The organism is Streptomyces sp. NPDC058246 (assembly GCF_042881985.1).
In the GTDB taxonomy this organism is placed as follows: domain Bacteria; phylum Actinomycetota; class Actinomycetes; order Streptomycetales; family Streptomycetaceae; genus Streptomyces.
This window is the reverse complement of sequence record NZ_JBHVWZ010000036.1, coordinates 1-20,237: the sequence shown is the minus strand read 5'-3', so window position 1 is coordinate 20,237 and position 20,237 is coordinate 1. Positions and strand designations below refer to the sequence as shown.

At 72.1% G+C, this 20,237-nt stretch carries 16 protein-coding genes; 10 read left to right on the top strand and 6 right to left on the bottom strand.

Annotated features, from left to right (window positions below):
* Positions 1-2 precede the first annotated feature (2 nt).
* The 3 genes from ACFVXA_RS34695 (at position 3) to ACFVXA_RS34685 (ending at position 2,894) form a co-directional block, all read left to right on the top strand.
* Positions 3-1,289, top strand: a complete 1,287-nt coding sequence (locus ACFVXA_RS34695; RefSeq protein WP_383744064.1) for a sensor histidine kinase — start codon at positions 3-5, stop codon at positions 1,287-1,289.
* A gap of 33 nt (positions 1,290-1,322) precedes the next feature.
* Positions 1,323-1,970 carry a response regulator gene (locus ACFVXA_RS34690; RefSeq protein ID WP_390028220.1) on the top strand — a complete coding sequence of 216 codons (648 nt, stop codon included), beginning with the start codon at positions 1,323-1,325 and terminating at the stop codon, positions 1,968-1,970.
* A 141-nt stretch (positions 1,971-2,111) separates the two neighbouring features.
* Positions 2,112-2,894, top strand: coding sequence for a sulfite exporter TauE/SafE family protein (locus ACFVXA_RS34685; protein ID WP_390028218.1), 783 nt, complete (start codon positions 2,112-2,114; stop codon positions 2,892-2,894).
* 107 nt (positions 2,895-3,001) lie between these two features.
* Here the strand turns inward: ACFVXA_RS34685 and ACFVXA_RS34680 are convergent, their stop codons facing one another.
* From ACFVXA_RS34680 to ACFVXA_RS34670, 3 genes are all read right to left on the bottom strand, one after another.
* Positions 3,002-3,613: a class F sortase gene (locus ACFVXA_RS34680; RefSeq protein WP_362024732.1), complete on the bottom strand. Its 612-nt coding sequence runs from the start codon at positions 3,611-3,613 to the stop codon at positions 3,002-3,004.
* A 269-nt stretch (positions 3,614-3,882) separates the two neighbouring features.
* Complete coding sequence (locus ACFVXA_RS34675) at positions 3,883-4,401, bottom strand: hypothetical protein (RefSeq protein ID WP_390028217.1); 519 nt, start codon at positions 4,399-4,401, stop codon at positions 3,883-3,885.
* Between the two features lie 657 nt (positions 4,402-5,058).
* Positions 5,059-6,702, bottom strand: a complete 1,644-nt coding sequence (locus ACFVXA_RS34670) for a M4 family metallopeptidase (RefSeq protein WP_390028216.1) — start codon at positions 6,700-6,702, stop codon at positions 5,059-5,061.
* Between the two features lie 256 nt (positions 6,703-6,958).
* On the opposite strand from ACFVXA_RS34670, the gene ACFVXA_RS34665 reads away from it, so the two are divergent.
* Positions 6,959-7,081 carry a hypothetical protein gene (locus ACFVXA_RS34665; RefSeq protein WP_362024496.1) on the top strand — a complete coding sequence of 41 codons (123 nt, stop codon included), beginning with the start codon at positions 6,959-6,961 and terminating at the stop codon, positions 7,079-7,081.
* Positions 7,082-7,086: 5 nt separating this feature from the next.
* Positions 7,087-7,497, top strand: a complete 411-nt coding sequence (locus ACFVXA_RS34660; RefSeq protein ID WP_362024735.1) for a gamma-glutamylcyclotransferase family protein — start codon at positions 7,087-7,089, stop codon at positions 7,495-7,497.
* 34 nt (positions 7,498-7,531) lie between these two features.
* Here ACFVXA_RS34660 and ACFVXA_RS34655 read toward each other — a convergent pair whose 3' ends face one another.
* The 3 genes from ACFVXA_RS34655 to ACFVXA_RS34645 all read right to left on the bottom strand — a co-directional run bounded on the left by ACFVXA_RS34655 (position 7,532) and on the right by ACFVXA_RS34645 (position 12,178).
* Positions 7,532-9,760 carry a molybdopterin oxidoreductase family protein gene (locus tag ACFVXA_RS34655; RefSeq protein ID WP_390028215.1) on the bottom strand — a complete coding sequence of 743 codons (2,229 nt, stop codon included), beginning with the start codon at positions 9,758-9,760 and terminating at the stop codon, positions 7,532-7,534.
* Between the two features lie 191 nt (positions 9,761-9,951).
* Positions 9,952-11,490 carry a membrane-associated oxidoreductase gene (locus ACFVXA_RS34650; RefSeq protein WP_390028214.1) on the bottom strand — a complete coding sequence of 513 codons (1,539 nt, stop codon included), beginning with the start codon at positions 11,488-11,490 and terminating at the stop codon, positions 9,952-9,954.
* A 13-nt stretch (positions 11,491-11,503) separates the two neighbouring features.
* Positions 11,504-12,178 carry an ElyC/SanA/YdcF family protein gene (locus ACFVXA_RS34645; protein WP_362024507.1) on the bottom strand — a complete coding sequence of 225 codons (675 nt, stop codon included), beginning with the start codon at positions 12,176-12,178 and terminating at the stop codon, positions 11,504-11,506.
* 360 nt (positions 12,179-12,538) lie between these two features.
* On the opposite strand from ACFVXA_RS34645, the gene ACFVXA_RS34640 reads away from it, so the two are divergent.
* The 5 genes from ACFVXA_RS34640 (at position 12,539) to ACFVXA_RS34620 (ending at position 20,116) form a co-directional block, all read left to right on the top strand.
* The gene (locus ACFVXA_RS34640; protein ID WP_383748409.1) at positions 12,539-13,468 is read left to right on the top strand and encodes a sirohydrochlorin chelatase; all 930 of its coding nucleotides are present in this window, start codon (positions 12,539-12,541) and stop codon (positions 13,466-13,468) included.
* A 215-nt stretch (positions 13,469-13,683) separates the two neighbouring features.
* On the top strand, positions 13,684-14,970 hold the full coding sequence (locus ACFVXA_RS34635; protein WP_362024740.1) for a deoxyguanosinetriphosphate triphosphohydrolase: 1,287 nt from the start codon (positions 13,684-13,686) through the stop codon (positions 14,968-14,970).
* A gap of 93 nt (positions 14,971-15,063) precedes the next feature.
* Positions 15,064-16,329, top strand: coding sequence for an NAD(P)/FAD-dependent oxidoreductase (locus ACFVXA_RS34630; protein ID WP_383748407.1), 1,266 nt, complete (start codon positions 15,064-15,066; stop codon positions 16,327-16,329).
* Positions 16,330-16,375: 46 nt separating this feature from the next.
* On the top strand, positions 16,376-18,277 hold the full coding sequence (dnaG, locus tag ACFVXA_RS34625) for a DNA primase (protein WP_362024513.1): 1,902 nt from the start codon (positions 16,376-16,378) through the stop codon (positions 18,275-18,277).
* A gap of 426 nt (positions 18,278-18,703) precedes the next feature.
* Positions 18,704-20,116 (top strand): RNA polymerase sigma factor, encoded by a 1,413-nt coding sequence (locus ACFVXA_RS34620; RefSeq protein WP_390028213.1) that lies wholly within the window; start codon positions 18,704-18,706, stop codon positions 20,114-20,116.
* The last annotated feature ends 121 nt before the right edge of the window (positions 20,117-20,237 follow it).

Here is a 20,237-nt window from a genome sequence, read left to right as displayed (position 1 = left end):
CCATGCGCCCCCTGCAGCGCCTCCGCGCCCTCGTGGCCTTCCCCTTCGGGCGGAAGTCCCTCGCGGCGGTCCTCTACGGAGTGATCGCCTTTCCCCTCGCCCTCGTCGGGTTCGTCCTCACCCTCGTGGGACTGCTGGTCGGCGGCGCGCTGTCGGTGACCACGCTGGGGCTGTGGCTGATCGCCGTCACCGTACGCGGGGCGCTCGCGCTCGGCAGGCTCCAACGCGCCCTCGCACGGAGCCTGTTGGGGCTGGAGATCGAGGAGCCTGGGCGCCGCGCGGGCGCCGGGATACTGGGCTGGCGGCGGGCGCTGCTCGGCGACCGGACCGGGTGGCGGGCCGTCGCCTGCGCCCTGGGGACGCCCTTCACCGCCGTCTTCGGGTACGCCGCCGTCGTCATCGGCTACGTCTACGGCGTCCTGCTCACCCTCCACCCCCTCCTCAAGAACTGGAACTACGACACCGAGCGGGCGGGCGACGGCACGGTGCACCGGGTGTCGCTGGAGTTCTTCGGGTTCCAGGTCGACTCCTGGCCACGGTGGTTGATTCCGGTGGCGCTCGGTCTGCTGCTCCTCGCCGCCGCGCCCTGGCTGCTGCGGTACGGCCTCGGCCCGCACCGGTCCCTGCTCACCGTCCTGCTCGGCCCGGACGCCGCCGACCACCGCATCCGCACGCTGGAGGAGACCCGCGCCCAGGCCGTCGACGACGCGGCCAAGACCCTGCGGCGCATCGAACGCGACCTGCACGACGGCACGCAGGCCCGGCTCGTCGGACTCGCGATGCACCTGACGATGATCCGCGAACTGATCGGCGCGGGGGCCGCCCCGGAACAGCTGCTCGCCGTCGTCGACACCGCGCGGGGCAACGCCACCCAGGCCATCGCCGACCTGCGCCATCTCGTCAAGGGCATCCACCCGCCGGTACTGGACCAGGGCCTGGACACCGCCCTGGCCACGCTGGCCGCCGACAGCGCCCTGCCGGTCGAGGTCACCGCGGACATCGCGGTCCGCCCGAGCCCGGCGGTCGAGTCGATCGCGTACTTCTGCGTCACCGAACTCCTCGCCAACGCGACCAAGCACAGCGGGGCGAGCGGCGCCGCGGTGACGGTGACCGCCCGGGGCGGGCTGCTGCGGCTGAGCGTCCGCGACGACGGACGCGGGGGAGCGGTGATCGGCGCGGGCTCGGGCCTCACCGGCCTGCGCGCCCGGGTACGGACCGTCGACGGCACGCTCACCTGCGACAGCCCGCCGGGAGGGCCTACGGTGGTCACGGTCGAACTGCCTTACTGATCAAGAGAGCCGTAGCAGGGTGGAGAGGATCGTATGCGCGTCGTGATCGCCGAGGACTCCGCCCTGCTGCGGGACGGGCTGGTCCAGCTCCTCCAACTGCGGGGCGTGGCGGTCGCGGCGGCCGTGGGGGACGCGGACGCCCTGCTGGCCGCCGTGGCCGAGCACGGTCCGGACGTCGCCGTCGTCGACATCCGGCTGCCGCCGACGCAGACCGACGAGGGGATCCGGGCGGCCGTACGACTGCGGAAGGAGCACCCCGGCACCGGAGTGCTGATCTTCTCGCAGTACGTGGAGACGACGTACGCGACCCAACTGCTCTGCGAGCCCGCCGGATTCGGCTATCTCCTCAAGGAACGCGTGGTCGACATCGGCGAGTTCGTTGACGCCATGGAACGGGTCGCCAGGGGCGGCACCGCCCTCGACCCCGAGGTCGTCGCCCAGCTCTTCGGCGCGAGCCGGCGCGCGAGCGCGCTCGACGCGCTCACACCCCGCGAGCGCGAGGTCCTCGCCCTGATGGCCGAGGGCCGCACGAACCACGCGATCGCCGCCGCCTTCACGGTCTCCGAACGCGCCGTCGAGAAGCACATCGCGAACATCTTCACCAAGCTCGACCTGCCCCCGTCCGACACCGGGAACCGGCGGGTGCTGGCGGTCCTGCGCTACCTGGACGCGGTGAACTGAGACGGTACGTGCGGGACCGGGGCGGACCGGGGCGGACCGGGGCGCCGGGGCGAACCGCGGACCGGGGCGAACCTCAGAAGACGCTCAGGCTTCGCCAGAATTCATGGACGGCACATCTACCCGGTCCATAGGGTCGCGATCATGCCCGAGATATCGCTGACCATGGTCGTCGTCCTGTGCCTCGCCTCCTTGGCGGCCGGCTGGATCGACGCGGTCGTGGGCGGCGGCGGCCTGCTCCTGCTCCCCGCGCTGCTGCTGGGGCTGCCGAGCGGCACCCCGGCGGCCTACGCGCTCGGCACGAACAAGGCGGTGGCGATCGTCGGCACGACGGGCGCCGCGGTGACGTACGCGCGCAAGGCAACCGTCGACGTGCGGCTGGCCGTACGGATCGGGCTCGCGGCGCTCGCCGGTTCGACGGCGGGGGCGTTCGTCGCGGCCGGGCTGAGCACCGAGGTGCTGAAGCCGGTCGTCATGGCCGTCCTGCTCGGCGTCGGCACCTTCGTGATCCTCCGGCCCGCCTTCGGTACGGCGCCCTCGACCGCCCCGGTCTCCCCGCGCCGCGTCCTCGCCGCGATCGGCCTCGCGGGCCTGGGCATCGGCTTCTACGACGGGCTGATCGGCCCCGGCACGGGCACGTTCCTGGTGCTCGCGCTCACCGCGCTCCTCCACCTCGACCTGGTGACCGCCTCCGCCACCGCCAAGATCGTCAACTGCTGCACCAACGCGGGCGCCCTCGCGATCTTCGCCTGGAAGGGCACGGTGCACTGGCAACTGGCCGCCCTGATGGCCGTCTTCAACCTGGTGGGCGGCACGGTGGGCGCGCACACCGCGCTCAAGAAGGGCAGCGGGTTCGTCCGGGTCGTGCTGCTGACGGTGGTGTTCGCGCTGGTGGCGAATCTGGCGTATCAGCAGTGGATCGCGTAGCCGGTCACCGGGCACCTGGCGCCTGGCACCTTGGCACGGGGCGGCGGTGACCACGCGGACCGGGCCCAGGCCGTCGGTCGTGGTCGGCGGCATCGGCCGGCCGGCAGTCAGCCGGCACGGCTCGCCGTCAGATGGGCGAAGACGACCACGTTGCCCTGGTAACCCGTCGTGCGCGAGTAGCCGCCGCCGCAGGTGATGACGCGGAGTTCGGGGCGGGTGGCGGCGCCGTACACCTTCTCGTCGGGGAAGCTGCGGGCGTCGTACACCTCGACGGAGTCGATCGTGAAGACGGCCGTGCCGCCGTCGCGGCGGTCCACCTCGATGGTGCCGCCCTTCCGGAGGGCGCCGAGGTCGTAGAAGACGGCAGGGCCCTCGGCGTTGTCGACGTGTCCGGCGACGATGGCGGTGCCTCGCTCGCCCGGGGTGGTGCCGGCCTCGTACCAGCCGGCCAGGTTCTTCTGCTCCGGGGGCGGGACGTCCAGGCTGCCCTGCGGGGTGAGGCCGAGGCCCATGAGGGGGGCGTTCACACGGATCGAGGGGATGCGGATGCGCTCGGGCGGGGAGTGCCGCAGGGCGGGCGCCGCGGGCCCCTGGTCCCCGGCACCGGGTGACGCGCCCTGCGCGGCGGACGGCTGGGGCGGCGCGTGCGTCTCGGCGCCGCTGCGCAGCAGCCAGGCACCGGAGCAGAGTGCGACCGCGGTGACGGACGCTATGGCGATGTTGCCGGCGCGACCGGCAGGTCCGGCACGACCGGCACGTCCGGTGCGTCCGGTGCGTCCGGCGCGACCGGCACGGCTTGCGCGGCTTGCGCGGCTCGCGCGGCCGGCCTCGCGTGCCCTGCTGAGACGGCGCACGTGAGCCTCCTCTCCGTTACTGCTGCTCCTCTACTCCTCTCTGGGTCCCGTTCCCCCTCCGGGCCGCGAGGGGCGTCGGGCCACGGAGGGGGAGGGGACGGCGGTACCGGTGGACGGACAGCGGAGGGTGTCCGTCAGATCCCGTCGCCTCTCGCCCGGCGATGCAGGAGCCAGGTACCGCCCGCGGCGGCGACGGCCAAAGCCGCCACTCCCGCCGCGGTCTGCACGGGGTCGGGGCCCAAGGCGCCGCCGACCCCCGTATTCACATGTCCGCGCGGCAGAACCTGTCCGCGCGTCGACGTCAGCGTGACCATCAGGTCTCCCGTCACCTGCCGGTCACTGCCGCCACACCTCGCGACGATCTCGTACGTCCCCGGCTGCGCGCTCGGCGGCACCCGGAACTGTCCGATCGCGTCCTGCTCGTGCGCGCTGGGAGCGAGCGTGAAGGTGCCCGCGCCCACCGCGCTGGCGTCGCCCGCCGCCGTCTCCGCGCCACATGCCGCCGTGTTGACGGTGACGTCGGCGCCCGGAACGACGGAGGACGGGAAGACCTCCAGGCGGCCCGTTTCCCCGCCGGACGCGGGCGCGGTGGCGAGTCCCGCGACGGCGACGGCGAGCGCGGTACCGGTCAAAAGACGGGCGGTACGTCGCATCGTGCTTGCTCCTCCGAGAGGGCGTGGCCCGCGACACCCCCAAGTGCCGCTGCGTCGGTCGCGCCCCTGCTCTACCGAGGTAAGTGGCACTCGGCCGCGCTCGCTTCCTGATGGAGTGTCATAAATGATGTGAATGGGTGTCAGGCCGGGCGTTCGAGAGGCCTGGTGCGGGGGAATTCCAGCAGGTCACCGGCGTGTGGCGGGTGCGTCGCGGAAAAGTATGAGAAGAGGGCGGAGTGGGGGTGTGAACGGGTGACTGGGGCGGTGTGGACGGCGGCGGACGCGTGGCTCGACCTCAAGAAAGCTTGAGGTATGAAGCTGCGGGTCGCGAACGCAGCCGCGGCGGATTCCACGGCCCCCGTCCCGGCGCCTGAGACTCCCGCACACCCGTCATCCGAACTCGCCGGCCGGGCATCGGCTCCCGTGCGTGCGTGCGTGCGTGCGTGCGTCCGACCTGACCCGACCCGCCCCGCCCCGTCCAGGCGTCCGGGGCTCCTGTATGCGGGCTGTCCAGGCGTCCGGGGATCCTGTACGCGGGGCCTGTCCGGGCGTCCTGGGCTCCCGTACACGCGTCCGAGTCCGTCGTGGACAGAACCTGCGTTCGCGTCCATGGGCGGGCGATTCTGGCGGCGCCCGCCCATGGACCTCCCGCGTCCGTCAGCTCACCGACACCGCCGACCAAGCCGCCGCCACCGCGTTGTACTCCGTGCTGCCCGCGCCGTAGAGGTCCTTCGCCGCGTTCAGGGTGGCCGTGCGGGCGGCCGCGTAGTTCGTCGAGGACGTCATGTAGACCGTCAGCGCGCGGTACCAGATCTTGCCGAGCTTGTCGCGGCCGATGCCGGTGACCGTCGAGCCGTTGCACGTGGGGGAGTTGTAGCTGACGCCGTTGAGCGTCTTGGCGCCGCTGCCTTCCGCGAGGAGGTACGCGAAGTGGTTGGCCACGCCCGAGGAGTAGTGCACGTCCAGGTTCCCCACCGAACTGCTCCAGCAGTCCGCCGAGTTGCCGTCCTTGGAGGGCTTGTCCATGTACCGCAGGGCCGTCTTCCCGAAGCCGGAGCGGACGATCTTCTCCCCGATCAGGTAGTCGCCCAGGTCGGACGGGCTGTTGGCGTACCACTCCACCAGCGTGCCGAAGATGTCCGACGTCGCCTCGTTGAGGCCGCCGGACTCGCCCGAGTACGTCAGCGCCGCCGTCTTGGAGGTGACGCCGTGGGACATCTCGTGCCCGGCCACGTCCAGCGCGACCAGCGGGCCGAACGTCGTCCCGTCACCGTCGCCGTACGTCATGCAAAAGCAACTGTCGTCCCAGAAGGCGTTGTTGTAGTTGCTGCCGTAGTGCACGCGGTTGTACGAGCCCTTGCCGTCGCCCGCGATGCCGTTGCGGCCGTGCACGTTCTTGTAGTAGTCCCAGGTCTCGTTCGTGCCGTACTGCGCGTCGACGGCGGCCGAGGAGCGATCGGCCGTCGTCCCGGTGCCCCAGTGGTTGTCCGTGTCCGTGAAGACGGTCGCGGGGGCGCGGCTGACGCAGATCCCGAGGACGCACAGGTCCGTCTTGTTCGCGGCGTCGCCGGTGTACGTGTTCCCGCGCGTCGCATCCTTGAGCTGGTACGTCGATCCGGACAGCGTCGTCTCCAGCGGAACCGTGCCGCTGTAGAGCGACTTGCCGTCGCCGGTCGCCGTCTCGATGCTGTCCCAGGCGTCGATCTGTGCGCCCGTACGGGCGTCCGTGAGCACGGTCCTGGCGACCGGGTTGCCGAGCGAGTCCCGCGCCACCGCGTCGGTGCGCCAGGCGAGCCTCGGGGTCCCGTGCTGGGCGTCGACGACCAGTTGCGGCTTGGCGGTCACCTGCCTCAGCGTCTCGCCCAGGTTCGCGGCGCGCAGCGCGTTCACCGCCAGGTCCGCCGCCTTGGGCGCCGACAGCTCGGGCGTCACCGACGACAGGGATATGGATCTCTTCGTCGCGCGGTTCGCGCTGCGGTACGTGCCGTCCGGGGTCAGGTGCACCACGAAGTCGCCGCCGAGCACGGGGAGTTGGTGGTATGTACGGTCGTAACGCACGTGCTGGGTGCCGTCCTTGTCGACGACGACGTCCCGGACGGTGGTGTCCTGCGCGGAGGTGAGTCCCAGGCTCGCGGCGTGGTCCAGCAGGGCGGACGCCGCGTTCTTGATCGCGGTGGTCCGGGTCGGCCGGTCGGCCGCGTCCGCGGTGGGGGAGAGCGCGGCGGCCAGCAGCGTCGCGGCGGTCGCGGCTATGCCGGCGGTGGCGAGACGGGAACCTCGGATGTGCCGTATCCGACTCATCGGTCTCCTAGGGAAGGCGCCTCGGGGCGCGTGGGGCGGCGCTGAAGTTGAATCAGATTTAAAGGTCCATGACATGTCATGTCCATAGCGCGCACTGGGGGACGTGTGTGGGTGTGTGAGGGTGTGGAGACGGGTGAGAATCGTTTCTGCAAAGGGCTGTCGGGAGGCGGCCCGCGCCGCGGAACCGGCGCGGAACCGCCGCGGAACCTGCTCGGACCCTGCGTGGAACCTGCGCGGAACCGGAAGGGAGACGATCATGGCCACGGCCGACTGGCTGACCGTCCTGACCGCGACCGATGCCGCCACGGCCCTGTGGACGGAGAAGACGGCCCTGTGGACGGAGAAGACGGCCCCGTGGGCGGAGGAGACGGCATCGTGAACGGAGTGGAACTCCCCTTCTTCGTGTACGGCACCCTGCGCCCCGGCGAGCACAACCACGACCTTTTCCTGCGGGGGCGTACGCGGTCCGAGGAGCCGGCGCGGATGCCGGGCGTCGTGCTGTACGACGGACCCGGGTATCCGTACGCCGTCGACGAACCCGGGGGAGTGGTGAGCGGTGAGCTCGTGACCGCGCGGGCCGAGGCGTACGAGGAACTCCTCGTGGCACTGGACCGGTTGGAGGACTACGTGCCCGGCGATCCGCGCAGTCTCTACGAGCGCGTCGCACGCGACGTGACGCGGGCGGACGGGACGGTCGTACGGGCCTGGGTGTATGTCGCGGCACCCGCAGTCGCCGCACGGTTGCGGGCCCGCGGGAAGCTCATCGAGGGCGGGGAGTGGAGCTCGGGCGGCTGAGGCCGCAGGAGGGAACCCGGCATGGGGCAGCGGGCTATGTCACCGTCTCCACCCGCACCGCACAGGTCTTGAACTCCGGCATCCGCGAGGTCGGGTCGAGGGCCGGGTTGGTCAGGTTGTTGGCCCTGCCCTCACCCGGCCAATGGAAGGGCATGAACACGGTGTCGGGGCGGATGGTGGGCGTGATCCGGGCCGGTGCGACGGCCCGCCCGCGCCGTGACACCACCGCGACCGGGTCCCCGTCCGCCGCCCCGAGCCGCTCTGCCAGCCGGGGATGCATCTCCACGAACGGTCCCGGCGCCGCGGCGTTCAGCTCGTCCACGCGCCGGGTCTGCGCGCCCGACTGGTACTGCGCGACCACCCGTCCCGTGGTCAGCAGGACCGGGTACTCGTCGTCCGGCTCCTCGGCCGCGGCCCGATGGGAGACGGGGACGAAGCGCGCCCGACCGTCCTCGGTGGCGAAACGGTCGAGGAAGAGGCGAGGTGTGCCGGGGTGCACCCGGTCGCCGGTGCACTCCTCGGCGGGGCGGTCTTCCGCAGTACGGTCCGCCGGGGGGCGGCCCTGCACGGAGCAGTCCTGCACGGAACGGTCCCGCACAGGACTGTCGCCCTCGGATCCCTCGGATCCCTCGGATCCCTCGGATCCCCCGGCCCCGCCCGGCGCCGGGCACGGCCAGAACACCCCGTCGCCCTCCGCGAGCCGCCGGTAGGTGATCCCCGAGTAGTCCGCGGGCCCGCCCGCGCTCGCCCTGCGCAGTTCGTCGAAGACCTCCTCCGGGTCCGTCGGGAAGCCCTTCTCCACGCCGAGGCGGGCGGCGAGTTCATGCAGGACGTGCAGGTCGCTGCGTACTCCGTCCGGCGGGGCGACCGCCCGGCGGCGCAACAGGACCCGCCCCTCCAGGTTCGTCGTCGTGCCCGTCTCCTCGGCCCACTGGGTGACCGGCAGGACGACGTCCGCGAGAGCGGCCGTCTCGGACAGGACGACGTCCGCGACCGCCAGGAAGTCCAGGGACTTCAGGCGCTGTTCGATATGTGCGGCACGCGGCGCGGACACCACTGGGTTCGACCCCATCAACAGCAGTGAGCGGATCTCCGTACCCATCGCGTCGAGGAGTTCGTACGCGCTGCGGCCGGGTCCCGGCAGGGAGTCCGGGTCCACGCCCCACACCTCGGCGACATGGCGCCGTGCCGCCGGATCCGTCAGCTTGCGGTATCCGGGCAACTGGTCCGCCTTCTGGCCGTGTTCGCGGCCGCCCTGCCCGTTGCCCTGCCCGGTGAGGCAGCCGTACCCGGACAGCGGACGCCCCGAACGGCCCGTCGCCAGACACAGGTTGATCCACGCGCCCACGGTGTCCGTGCCCTTGGACTGCTGCTCGGGCCCGCGCGCGGTGAGCACCATCGCGTCCTTTGGCGCGCAGAACAGCCGTACCGCTTCCCGTAGTCGGGGAACGGACACGCCCGTGATCCGCTCCACATACTCGGGCCAGTGCGCCATGGCCGCCGCCCGCGCCTCTTCCCAGCCGCTCGTACGTTCCCGGATGTACGCCTCGTCCGTACGGCCCTCGGCCACCACCAGGTGCAGCAGGCCGAGCGCCAGTGCCAGGTCGGTCCCCGGGCGCGGCGCGAGATGCAGGTCGGCCTGTTCTGCCGTACGGGTGCGGCGCGGGTCGATGACGATCAGCGTGCCGCCGTTCGCCTTGAGCTCGGTGAGGTAGCGCAGCGCGGGCGGCATCGTCTCGGCGAGGTTGGAGCCGACGAGGATCACGCAGCCGGTCCTCGGGATGTCCTCCAGCGGGAAGGGCAGCCCCCGGTCCAGGCCGAAGGCCCTGATGCCGGCCGCCGCCGCGGACGACATGCAGAAGCGGCCGTTGTAGTCGATCTGCGAGGTGCCGAGGACGACGCGGGCGAACTTCCCGAGGGCGTAGGCCTTCTCATTGGTCAGTCCGCCCCCGCCGAACACCCCGCACGCGTCCGGGCCATGCTCCGTGCGCGTGCGGGACAGCCCCTCGGTGATCCGGGCCAGGGCCTCGTCCCAGCTCGCCGGCTCCAGCACGCCCGCGTTCCGGACGAGCGGCGAGGTCAGCCGCAGCCGGGACGACAGCAGCACCGGCGCCGTACGGCCCTTGCCGCACAGCGCGCCCCGGTTCACCGGGAAGTCCACGCGCTCGCTCACCTCGACGCCTCCGCCGGGCACGGGTGTCAGGTTCATCCCGCACTGCAGCGCGCAGTACGGGCAGTGGGTGGGCGTCGCGGAGGTGGTCATACCGGTCAGCGTGCGGCCGGCGTATTACGCGCCGGGACGGCGAGCGTTACGCGGCCGGGACGGAGACCTCCCGGCCGGGCGGGTGCCGCCGTGAGGGCCCCCTTCGGCGACCCGTCCGGCGCCGGGGTCCGCCCCGCTCACCGGTGGTCTCCCGCTCACTGGCGGTCCAGCGCTCACTGGCGGTCCAGCGCTCACTGACGGTTCAGCGAGCGGGTCACGCCGGCCGCGATCGTCGTCGCCAGGATCCAGCCGGTGGCGATCAGCAGATAGGAGAGCCACTGGTAGGCGCCGCGCGGTGCGAACGCCCCTTCCTGTCCGAAGTCGATGATGGGCAGCAGCAGATCGAGGGTGTAGAAGACCGGGTTGAAGCCGGGAGCCTCGGCGGGCTTCAGGGCGTGCGGAGGGTGCAGCGCGAAGGCGACCGCGCCGGTGCAGAGCAGCAACAGCAGCCAGCCGGCCGCGCGCATCGGACGGAAGCCGTACCCGACGGTCGCGTCCTGGAGCCGTCCCCAGAACCGGGCGTAGCGCGGGAGGGTCCGACGGTGTCGGCGGAGTTTGGCCAGCTGGACGGTGCGCGCGGCGGCGTCGTCGCCGGCGGTCCGGTACGCGGTGGCCAACTGCTCGTACGCGTACGGGAGATAGCCGTCCTCCTCGCGTTCCAGCAGCGGCAGCCGTTGCCCGGCGGGCAGATGCGGGGCGAGGGCGCGATAGCTGAGGCCGTCGATGCGGACCCGGTCCGGCCACACCTCCGGAGAGATGTGCAGCAGGTCCAGCTGCGAGCGGCGCAGATTCACCGCGCCCTCGATCGGGGCGGCCTCGCGCAGCCACAGCTCGCCGATCACACAGCTGCTGGCGCGCAGGGCCTGCCCCTCGGGGTGGGACAGCCGTGCGTAGGCGAGATTGAGCTGGCGGGGAATCCTCGCCCCGCTCAGGTTGACCCGGCCGTGGGCGCGCAGCCGCATGGCATGCAGATCGGTGCCGACCGAGAGGGTCTCGGCGTGCAGGGCGGTGTCGCCGGGTGGCGCGTGCAGCTCGGCGTCGCTGAGGTTCACCTGCCCGCCGACCGTGGCCCCGTTCAGCCGGACCTGGCCGTGCGCGACGAGGCCGACGGCCCACAGGTCGGTGCCGATGTCGGCGTGGTTGAGCTGGAGAACCGGTTCGTCGGACGCTGCCCGGTCCGGGCCGTCCGGGCCGTCCGGGCCGTCCGGGCCGTTCACCGGATCCGGGGTGTCCGGTGCCGACGGGCGGCCGAGACGTGCCCCGTTGATGAAGACGGCGCCGGAGATCTTCGCCCCCTGGAGCCGTACGGGGCCGGTGATGCGAGAGCAGGTCATCCGCAGCACGCCGTCGACGCGCAGCGTCGCAGCGGAGAGCCCGGGCAGCACCGAGTCGCTCAGCACCAGGGCGCGCAGCTGCGCCCCGTACAGGTTCGGGGCCTGCTCGAAGTGACAGAACCGCAGCCGTACGGCGTGCTCGACCGTCCCGTACATGAGATCCAGCCGCCCGGTGACCCGCGCGCCGCTCAGCTTCAGGCCGGCGATCTCACCGTCGTGGGACGGCCCGTCGAGCAGCAGGGCCCGCAGCACCTCGGCGCGGACGGTCCGCTCCGCGCCCCACGACCCACCGGCCAGGGGGTCGTCGTCGGCGCTCTCGCGGAAGTCGACTCCCTCGCCGCGCGGGAAGGCATCCCGGACGCGGCGTTCGGCGGGGGCCAGGTCGGTGAGGTCCATCGGCGCCGTCCCCCTACTTCCCGGCCGCCGCCAAGGCCCGGGTGACTCCCGGCTCCCGCGGGCCCAGGAACTGGGGATCGGGCTTGAACACCGCGTCCAGAGCGGCCTTCCCCGCCGCGAACACCTCACGGGCACCGCCGTAGTACCAGGTGGCGTCGTGCTTGGCGTCGACCCCGATGCCGTACGACCGCACGCCCGCCGCCTGACACAGTGCGACGGCCCGCCGGATGTGGAAACCCTGGCTGATCAGCACGGCCTGACGGACCCCGAAGATCTTCCGGGCCCGCACGCACGAGTCCCAGGTGTCGAACCCGGCGTAGTCGCTGACGATCCGCCCGTCCGGCACCCCACGCTTTGTCAGATACGCGCGCATCGCGTCCGGTTCGTCATAGTCCTCGCGGCTGTTGTCGCCGGTCACGAGGACGACCTCGATCCGTCCTGACCGGTACAGCTTCGCCGCCGCGTCCAGCCGGTGCGCCAGGTACGGGGAGGGCTCGCCGTCCCACAGCCCGGCCCCGAAGACCACCGCGACCTCGGTCCGTGGCGCGTCCGCCGTCGTGCGCAGCCGGTCGCCCGTCACCATGTACATCCAGGTCGCCGGAAGCAGCGCCAGCACACACAGCAGCATGATCGCCTGAACGGCCCGCCGCTGCCCCTTGCGCGTGCGCGGCAGACGCAGCCGCGGCATGCGCGGCATGCGCGGGAGACGCGGGAGACGCGGGAGACGTGGTCTACGGATGCTCAGGTGCGGCAGGCGCGGCATGATCGGTGTCCCCCAGAAGACGTCGGCCGGAGTGGGTACCCGCGTCGGTACTCGCCTCCGTACGCGTGTCGGTACGCGTGCCCGTACTCGCGTCGGTATTCGACAGTTGGGGACGCAGCGCAAGGCCGTTCGGTTCGCGCCGGTGCGGCGGTCCGGCTCGCCCGGTCCGACGGTACCGGTGGTGGGCGCGGCTCACACCCGCCTCATAGGGCGCCGTGAACCGCCGGAAAACACCCGTCATGCCCGCGCAACGGTCCGGCAACCTCCTGCCGTCACGATCGGTTCATGACGGCGTCGAACCCTCCTCGCGACGAATCCCGGACCCGCCCCGGCGGCGAGCTGCTCCGTGGCGCCCACACCGACCGTCACCTCGACGGCCACCTCGACAGTACGGCGCAACTCATGAACGCGATCACCAGCCAGCTCGGCAGTCAGCTCAGCCTCGTCTCGCTCAACGGGACGCGCCGCCCGGCGCCGCCCCCGCTCGTCCTGGTGGCGCACGGCAGCCGCGACCCGCGCGCGCTGAGCACCGTACGGACCCTGATCGAGCGGATCCGCGAGCTGCGTCCGCACCTGACCGTGCGGCTGGGCCACCTCGAACTGAACGAGCCCCTGCTGCCCGACACGCTCGCCTCCGCGCGCGGGGGAGAGGCCGTCCTCGTGCCGCTGCTGCTCAGCCGCGGCTACCACGTCAAGCACGACATCCCCGAAGCCATGGCCGCCGCACCTCACCTGCTCAGCCGCGTCGCCGCCCCGCTCGGCCCGCACCCGCTGCTCGTCGAGACGCTCTACGCACGGCTCGTCGAGGCCGGATGGCGGACCAGGATGAGCGACACGGCCCGCCGCGCGAGCGGAGTCGTGCTCGCCGCCGCCGGATCCCGCGACCCCGACGCGGCCCGCGACACCCGCCGCACCGCCCAGCTGCTCGCCGAACGCCTCGGCGTGCCCGTCGTCCCGGCGTACGCGTCCGCCGCAGCGCCCACCGTCCCCGCGGCCGTGCGCGCTTTCGCCGCCCGCGGCCGCCACCGGATCGCCGTCGCCTCGTACTTCACCGCCCCCGGCCGCTTCGCCACCCAGTGCGCCGAGGCCGCCTCCTGGATCGCCGCCGAACCGCTGGGCGCCCACCCGGCGATGGCCCGCCTCGTCCTGCACCGCTACGACCAGGCCCTCGCGACCCCCGAGCCCGCCCCGGAGCGTGCCCTGGCCTCGGCCTGAACCGGACGGCACCATCTCGTTCGCCGCCGCCGACAACATCCCGATTGTCACCTCCTGCGTTTACTGTCGGTGGCATGGAAGGCACCGCACCAAAGGCACCCGGGAACGACGCATACGAGAACGACGCGTACGAGAACAGCGCATACGAGAACGACGCGAACGACGGATACGCGAACGACGCGTACGGGACCGGCGCCGCGCACGACGGACGGCAGATGTACGACGACTCCGGCGTCGAGCGCTGGGCCGTCGAGCCCGACAAACGGCCCGGGCGCACCGCCTTCCAGCGCGACCGCGCGCGCGTGCTGCACTCCTCCGCCCTGCGCCGCCTCGCGGGCAAGACCCAGGTGGTCACGCCGGGGACCCGCAGTCAGGTCTGGGACGCCAGCCCGCGGACGCGTCTGACGCACTCCCTGGAGTGCGCCCAGGTCGGCCGTGAGCTGGGCGCCGCCCTCGGCTGCGACCCCGACCTGGTCGAGGCGGCCTGCCTCTCCCACGACCTGGGACACCCGCCTTTCGGGCACAACGGCGAACAGGCGCTGAACGAGTTCGCGGAGGACTGCGGCGGCTTCGAGGGCAACGCGCAGTCGCTGCGCCTGCTGACCCGGATCGAGCCGAAGCGCTTCGTCCGTTCCGAGGAGACGGACGAGCTCGTCAGCGTCGGCCTCAACCTCACCCGCGCCGCCCTCGACGCCGCCACCAAGTACCCCTGGCCGCGCGGCGGCCACCCCACCGACCCCAAGTCGTCGAAATTCGGGGTCTACGAGGACGACCGGCCGGTCTTCGACTGGGTCCGCAAGGGCGCCCCGGGCAGCCGTACGTGCTTCGAGGCCCAGGTCATGGACTGGTCGGACGACGTGGCCTACTCGGTGCACGACGTCGAGGACGGCCTGCACGCCGGCCACATCGACCCCAACTGCCTGCACGCGGAGCCCGAACGGCAGGAGATCTACGCGGTGGCGATCGGGCGGTACGTGCCCGCGGACACGGATCCCGCCGAGCTCTCCGCGGCGCTCGACCGGCTCCTGGACCAGGAATGGTGGCCGCACGGGTACGACGGATCGGCCGTCGCGCAGGCCCGCCTGAAGGACGCCACCAGCCAGCTCATCGGCCGCTTCTGTCTCGCGGCGGAGGGCGCCACGCGCGCGAGATACGGCAGCGGACGGCTCACCCGGTACGGGGCGGAGCTCGTCGTCCCGCGCGGCGCCCGTCACGAGTGCGCCGTTCTGAAGGCCGTCGCCGACCGGTACGTCATGCAGCGCGCCGAGCAGGAGCGGCTCCGCGCGGACCAGCGGATCGTCGTCGCCGAGCTGGCAAAGGCGCTCACGGCCCGCGCGCCCGACGGCCTGGATCCGCAGTTCCGGGCGTTGTTCGACGCGGCGACCGACGACCGCGCCCGCAAGCGGGTGATCGTCGACCAGATCGCTTCGCTCACCGACGCCTCGGCGCGTTCCCTGCAGCTCAGGCTCACCAAGCGTTCCCATGGAGGCGGTGGAGTGTGACCCTGCGTGGCCTGATCGGGCCACTCCCTCTTCCCGCATCACGCTGCGTGCGGGACGCTCGCATGTGGCGACATCCTTACGAGGAGGCATCAAGTGGTCGACGCGGATCAGACATTCGTCATCGTCGGAGGAGGTCTCGCCGGCGCGAAGGCGGCCGAGACGCTCCGAGCGGAGGGCTTCACCGGCCGCGTGATACTGATCTGCGACGAACGCGACCACCCCTACGAACGGCCGCCGCTGTCCAAGGGCTACCTCCTCGGCAAGGAGGAGCGCGACAGCGTCTTCGTGCACGAACCCGCGTGGTACGCGCAGAACGACGTCGAGCTGCACCTCGGCCAGACCGTCGACGCCATCGACCGCACCGCGAAGACCGTCCGCTTCGGTGACGACGGCACCCTCGTCCACTACGACAAGCTCCTTCTCGCGACCGGCGCCGAACCGCGCCGCCTCGACATCCCGGGCACGGACCTCGCCGGGGTCCACCACCTGCGCCGCCTCGCCCACGCGGAGCGGCTGAAGGGGGTGCTGGCCGCGCTGGGCCGGGACAACGGGCACATCGTGATCGCGGGCGCGGGCTGGATCGGCCTTGAGGTCGCCGCGGCAGCCCGCGAGTACGGCGCGGAGGTGACCGTCGTCGAGCCCGAGCCGACCCCGCTGCACGCGGTCCTCGGCCCCGAGCTCGGCCAGCTCTTCGCCGAGCTGCACCGCGAGCACGGCGTCCGCTTCCACTTCGGCGCCCGGCTCACCGAGATCGTCGGCCAGGACGGCATGGTGCTCGCCGCCCGCACGGACGACGGCGAGGAGCATCCGGCCCACGACGTCCTCGCGGCCATCGGAGCGGCGCCGCGCACCGGCCTCGCCGAGGCCGCGGGCCTGGAGATCGCCGACCGTGCGCACGGCGGCGGCATCGCGGTCGACGAGCGGCTGCGCACCTCCGACCCCGACATCTACGCGGCCGGTGACGTCGCCGCCTTCGACCACGCGCTCTTCGGCACCCGGCTGCGCGTCGAGCACTGGGCCAACGCCCTCAACGGCGGACCGGCGGCCGCCCGCGCGATGCTGGGCCGCGACCTGACGTACGACCGCGTGCCCTACTTCTTCTCCGACCAGTACGACATCGGGCTCGAGTACTCGGGCTGGGCGCCCCCGGGGACGTACGACCAGGTGGTGGCCCGTGGAGACGTCGGCAAGCGGGAGTTCATCGCCTTCTGGCTCAAGGACGGGCGGGTGCTGGCCGGGATGAACGTGAATGTGTGGGACGTCACGGAGCCGATCCAGCAGCTGATCCGATCCCGGGCCCAGGTGGACACCGAGGCGCTCGCCGACCCGCACGTTCCCCTGGACAGCCTGGTCCCGTGACAGGCGACGGCGCTCGGCTGTCACACCACCCCCGTAGAATTCACGCGTGGCCGGAAGGATCAACGACGAGGACGTGAAGGCGGTTCGGGACGCGGTCCCGATCGACGCCGTGGTGTCCGAGTACCTCCAGCTGCGCAACGCGGGCGGCGGAAACCTGAAGGGTCTCTGCCCCTTCCACGACGAGAAGTCGCCGTCCTTCCAGGTCAGCCCGAGCAAGGGACTCTTCCACTGCTTCGGCTGCCAGGAAGGCGGCGACACCATCACCTTCGTGATGAAGGTCGACCACCTCTCCTTCTCGGAGGCGGTCGAGCGCCTGGCCGGCCAGGCGGGCATCACACTGCGGTACGAGGAGGGTGGGTACAACCCCTCCCACCAGCGCGGCGAGCGCATCCGCCTGGTCGAGGCGCACAAGGCGGCCGCCCAGTTCTACATCGAGCAGCTCGACACCAGTTCCGAGGCCGACACCGGCCGTAAGTTCCTCGCCGAGCGCGGCTTCGACCAGGCGGCCGCCGCGCACTTCGGCGTCGGCTACAGCCCCCAGGGCTGGGACCACCTCACCCGCTACCTCCGCGGCAAGGGCTTCACCGACAAGGAGCTGCTCCTCTCCGGCCTCGCCCAGGAAGGCCGCCGCGGCCCCATCGACCGCTTCCGCGGCCGCCTGATGTGGCCGATCCGCGACATCGGCGGCGAGGTCGTCGGCTTCGGCGCGAGAAAGCTCTACGAGTCGGACAACGGCCCCAAGTACCTGAACACGCCCGACACCGCGATCTACCGGAAATCCCAGGTCCTGTACGGCATCGACCTCGCCAAGAAGGAGATCGCCAAGAGCAGTCGGGCGGTCGTGGTCGAGGGCTACACGGACGTGATGGCCTGCCACCTGGCCGGGATCACGACGGCGATCGCCACCTGTGGTACGGCGTTCGGCGGCGACCACATCAAGATCCTCCGCCGGCTGCTGATGGACAACGGCTCGGCGCGCGTGATCTTCACCTTCGACGGCGACGCGGCCGGTCAGAAGGCCGCCCTGCGCGCCTTCGAGGACGACCAGAAGTTCGCCGCCGAGACGTACATCGCGATCGCCCCGGACGGCATGGACCCCTGCGAGCTGCGCCTCGCCAAGGGCGACGAGGCGGTCGCCGACCTGGTCGAACCCCGCACCCCGCTCTTCGAGTTCGCGCTCCGCCAGATCGTCCTGCGCTACGACCTGGAGACCCCGGCGGGCCGCGCCGCCGCCCTCGACGAGGCGGCGCCCATCGTCGCCCGCATCAAGAACAGCGGCGCGCAGCACGAGGTCGCTGTGCAGCTCGCGGGCATGCTCGGCATCCTCGACACCCAGTTCGTGGTCAAGCGGGTGGCCCAGCTGGCCCGTTGGGCCCGCGACCGCGGCGGCAAGGGCCCCGCCCCGACCGACCGGCGCCCCCAGCAGACGTACGCCACCGTCCGGACACCCACCGGCGGCCCGGCGCTCACCCTGCGCAACCCCGTCTTCGCCACCGAGCGCGAGCTGCTCAAACTCGCCCTCCAGCGCCCGGAACTGGTCTCCCCGGCCTTCGACGCGTACGGGATCGACGAGTTCACCGCCCCGCCGTACGCCGCGGTACGCCAGACGATCATGGACGCGGGCGGCGCCGAGTACGGCGTCCAGGACCCCCAGGAGTATCTGGTGCGGGTCCGCGAGGCCGCCCCGGACGACGTGGTCCGCGCGATGGTCACGGAGCTGGCCGTCGAGGCGATCCTGCGCAAGACCGTGGACGAGACCTACGCGGGCGACCAGCTCGTCATGGTCCGCCGCCGCGCCGTCGACCGCCGCATCCGGGACGTCCAGGGCTCCCTGGCCCGCCAGAGCGCCCACGGCGACCCCGCACAGTTGGCCGCCGTGCAGAACGAGTTGTGGGTGCTCCAGCAGTACGAGCAGGCGTTGCGGGAGCGGGGCGCGGAGGCGCTCTGAGGTCGGCCGGGGCGGGCCCGGCGCTGGACGGCGGACGGGCTGCTGAGGCCTGGTGACCCCAGCGCACGCGCCCGGCTGCGGCGCTCTGACACATGGCGGTACGCGCCCGGCCCTCGGCTGCGGCGCTCTGACACACGGCGTACGTGCTCCGCGCTCGTCTGCGGCGCTCTGACACATGGCGTACGGCGCCTCCGCGCGGCTGCAGCGCTCTGTCTCAGGCTTACGGGTGCTGGGCGCCGGGTGCCGGGCGCCGGGCGGTCGGCGCGCTCGACCGCACATGCCAATCCTGTACGTTCTTCAACCTGTTTCGCGCCGGGTGAGCTGCGTACTCGTACGGCAAAGTAATCGCGCGGTCACGGACCGGACGCAAAAAGTCACCGCACGCCCCTCGTGGCGGCGATGTGTCGTACTCCACACTGGGTTCCGGTGCCTGAGTCCTCGGAGCGCGGCCGACCCGCACGCGACGGGTTCCCGACCCCCGCGGTTCCGCTAAACGACTACGGGATGGACAGCGGCGAGGCCGTCGACCCCATCCCCGACGTACCGCTGCCGCCCGCCTCAGCAGCGACATTCCTGGAGGTCGCCCCCGTGCAGACCCAGACCCTCACACAGACCGACAACACCATCGACACGGACGCGGATACCGACGTCGTCACGGCGGTCCCCGCGCAGAGCCGTGCCGCGCACCACCCCGAGACGGAGCCGGAGGACCCGCCCGATCCGGCCGAGGCACCGGTCGACGCCGTCGAGGCCGCCGAAGCAGAGGGGGCCGAAGCAGCGGTCGCCGAGGCCGAGGTCGGCGAGGTCGAAGTCGAAGGTGCCGAAGCCGAAGGTGCCGAAGCCGAAGGTGCCGAAGTCGAAGTCGAAGTCGAGGCCGAGGCTCCCGAGCCCGTCGAACTGCCCCGCAGCCGCGCCGCCGACACTGGTGGCCCCTCCTCCGACCTGTTCCGCCAGTACCTGCGGGAGATCGGCCGCATTCCGCTGCTCACCGCGGCCGAGGAGGTCGAGCTGGCCCGCCGGGTCGAGGCCGGTCTCTTCGCCGAGGAGAAGCTCCGGCTCACGCCCGACCTGGACAGCCAGCTCGCCCTCGATCTGGACAAGCTGGTCGTCATGGGCCGGATGGCCAAGCGCCGCCTCATCGAGGCGAACCTGCGGCTCGTCGTCTCCGTCGCCAAACGGTACGTGGGGCGCGGGCTGACCATGCTCGACCTGGTCCAGGAGGGAAACCTCGGCCTGATCAGGGCCGTTGAGAAGTTCGACTACGCCCGCGGCTACAAGTTCTCCACGTACGCGACCTGGTGGATCCGGCAGGCCATGTCCCGCGCGCTCGCCGACCAGGCCCGGACGATCCGAGTCCCCGTCCATGTGGTCGAGTTGATCAACCGGGTGGTGCGGGTGCAGCGGCGGATGCTTCAGGAGCGGGGGTACGAGCCGACCCCGGAGGAGGTCGCCGGCCACCTCGACCTGCCCAGCGAGCGTGTGAGCGAAGTCCTGCGGCTGGCCCAGGAGCCGGTGTCGCTGCACGCGCCCGTGGGGGAGGAGGACGACGTGGCGCTCGGGGATCTGATCGAGGACGGGGACGCGGCGAGTCCCGTGGAGTCGGCGGCCTTCCTGCTGCTCAGGGAGCACCTGGAGGCGGTACTCTCCACGCTCGGTGAGCGTGAGCGCAAGGTCGTCCAGCTTCGCTACGGGCTGGCCGACGGGCGCCCTCGCACCCTGGAGGAGATAGGCCGCATCTTCGGCGTCACGCGCGAGCGCATCCGCCAGATCGAGTCCAAGACCCTCAACAAGCTCAGGGACCACGCCTTCGCGGACCAGCTGCGGGGCTACTTGGACTGAGGGCTCGGACGAAGGTGTTTCTCGCCCCCGCCGCCCCTGCCTGTCCCCTACCTCGGGGCTGCGCTCCCAGACCCCCCAAAAAGGATTGCGCAGGTCCCCGCGCCCCTGAACAGGGGCGCGG

Bases quoted from the DNA above. Each gene is read 5' to 3' on its own strand.
- ACFVXA_RS34695 (WP_383744064.1), top strand. From the start codon at position 3: ATGCGCCCCCTGCAGCGCCTCCGCGCCCTCGTGGCCTTCCCCTTCGGG.
- ACFVXA_RS34690 (WP_390028220.1), top strand. From the start codon at position 1,323: ATGCGCGTCGTGATCGCCGAGGACTCCGCCCTGCTGCGGGACGGGCTG.
- ACFVXA_RS34685 (WP_390028218.1), top strand. From the start codon at position 2,112: ATGCCCGAGATATCGCTGACCATGGTCGTCGTCCTGTGCCTCGCCTCC.
- ACFVXA_RS34675 (WP_390028217.1), bottom strand. From the start codon at position 4,401: ATGCGACGTACCGCCCGTCTTTTGACCGGTACCGCGCTCGCCGTCGCC.
- ACFVXA_RS34670 (WP_390028216.1), bottom strand. From the start codon at position 6,702: ATGAGTCGGATACGGCACATCCGAGGTTCCCGTCTCGCCACCGCCGGC.
- ACFVXA_RS34665 (WP_362024496.1), top strand. From the start codon at position 6,959: ATGGCCACGGCCGACTGGCTGACCGTCCTGACCGCGACCGATGCCGCC.
- ACFVXA_RS34655 (WP_390028215.1), bottom strand. From the start codon at position 9,760: ATGACCACCTCCGCGACGCCCACCCACTGCCCGTACTGCGCGCTGCAG.
- ACFVXA_RS34650 (WP_390028214.1), bottom strand. From the start codon at position 11,490: ATGGACCTCACCGACCTGGCCCCCGCCGAACGCCGCGTCCGGGATGCC.
- ACFVXA_RS34645 (WP_362024507.1), bottom strand. From the start codon at position 12,178: ATGCCGCGGCTGCGTCTGCCGCGCACGCGCAAGGGGCAGCGGCGGGCC.
- ACFVXA_RS34640 (WP_383748409.1), top strand. From the start codon at position 12,539: ATGACGGCGTCGAACCCTCCTCGCGACGAATCCCGGACCCGCCCCGGC.
- ACFVXA_RS34635 (WP_362024740.1), top strand. From the start codon at position 13,684: ATGTACGACGACTCCGGCGTCGAGCGCTGGGCCGTCGAGCCCGACAAA.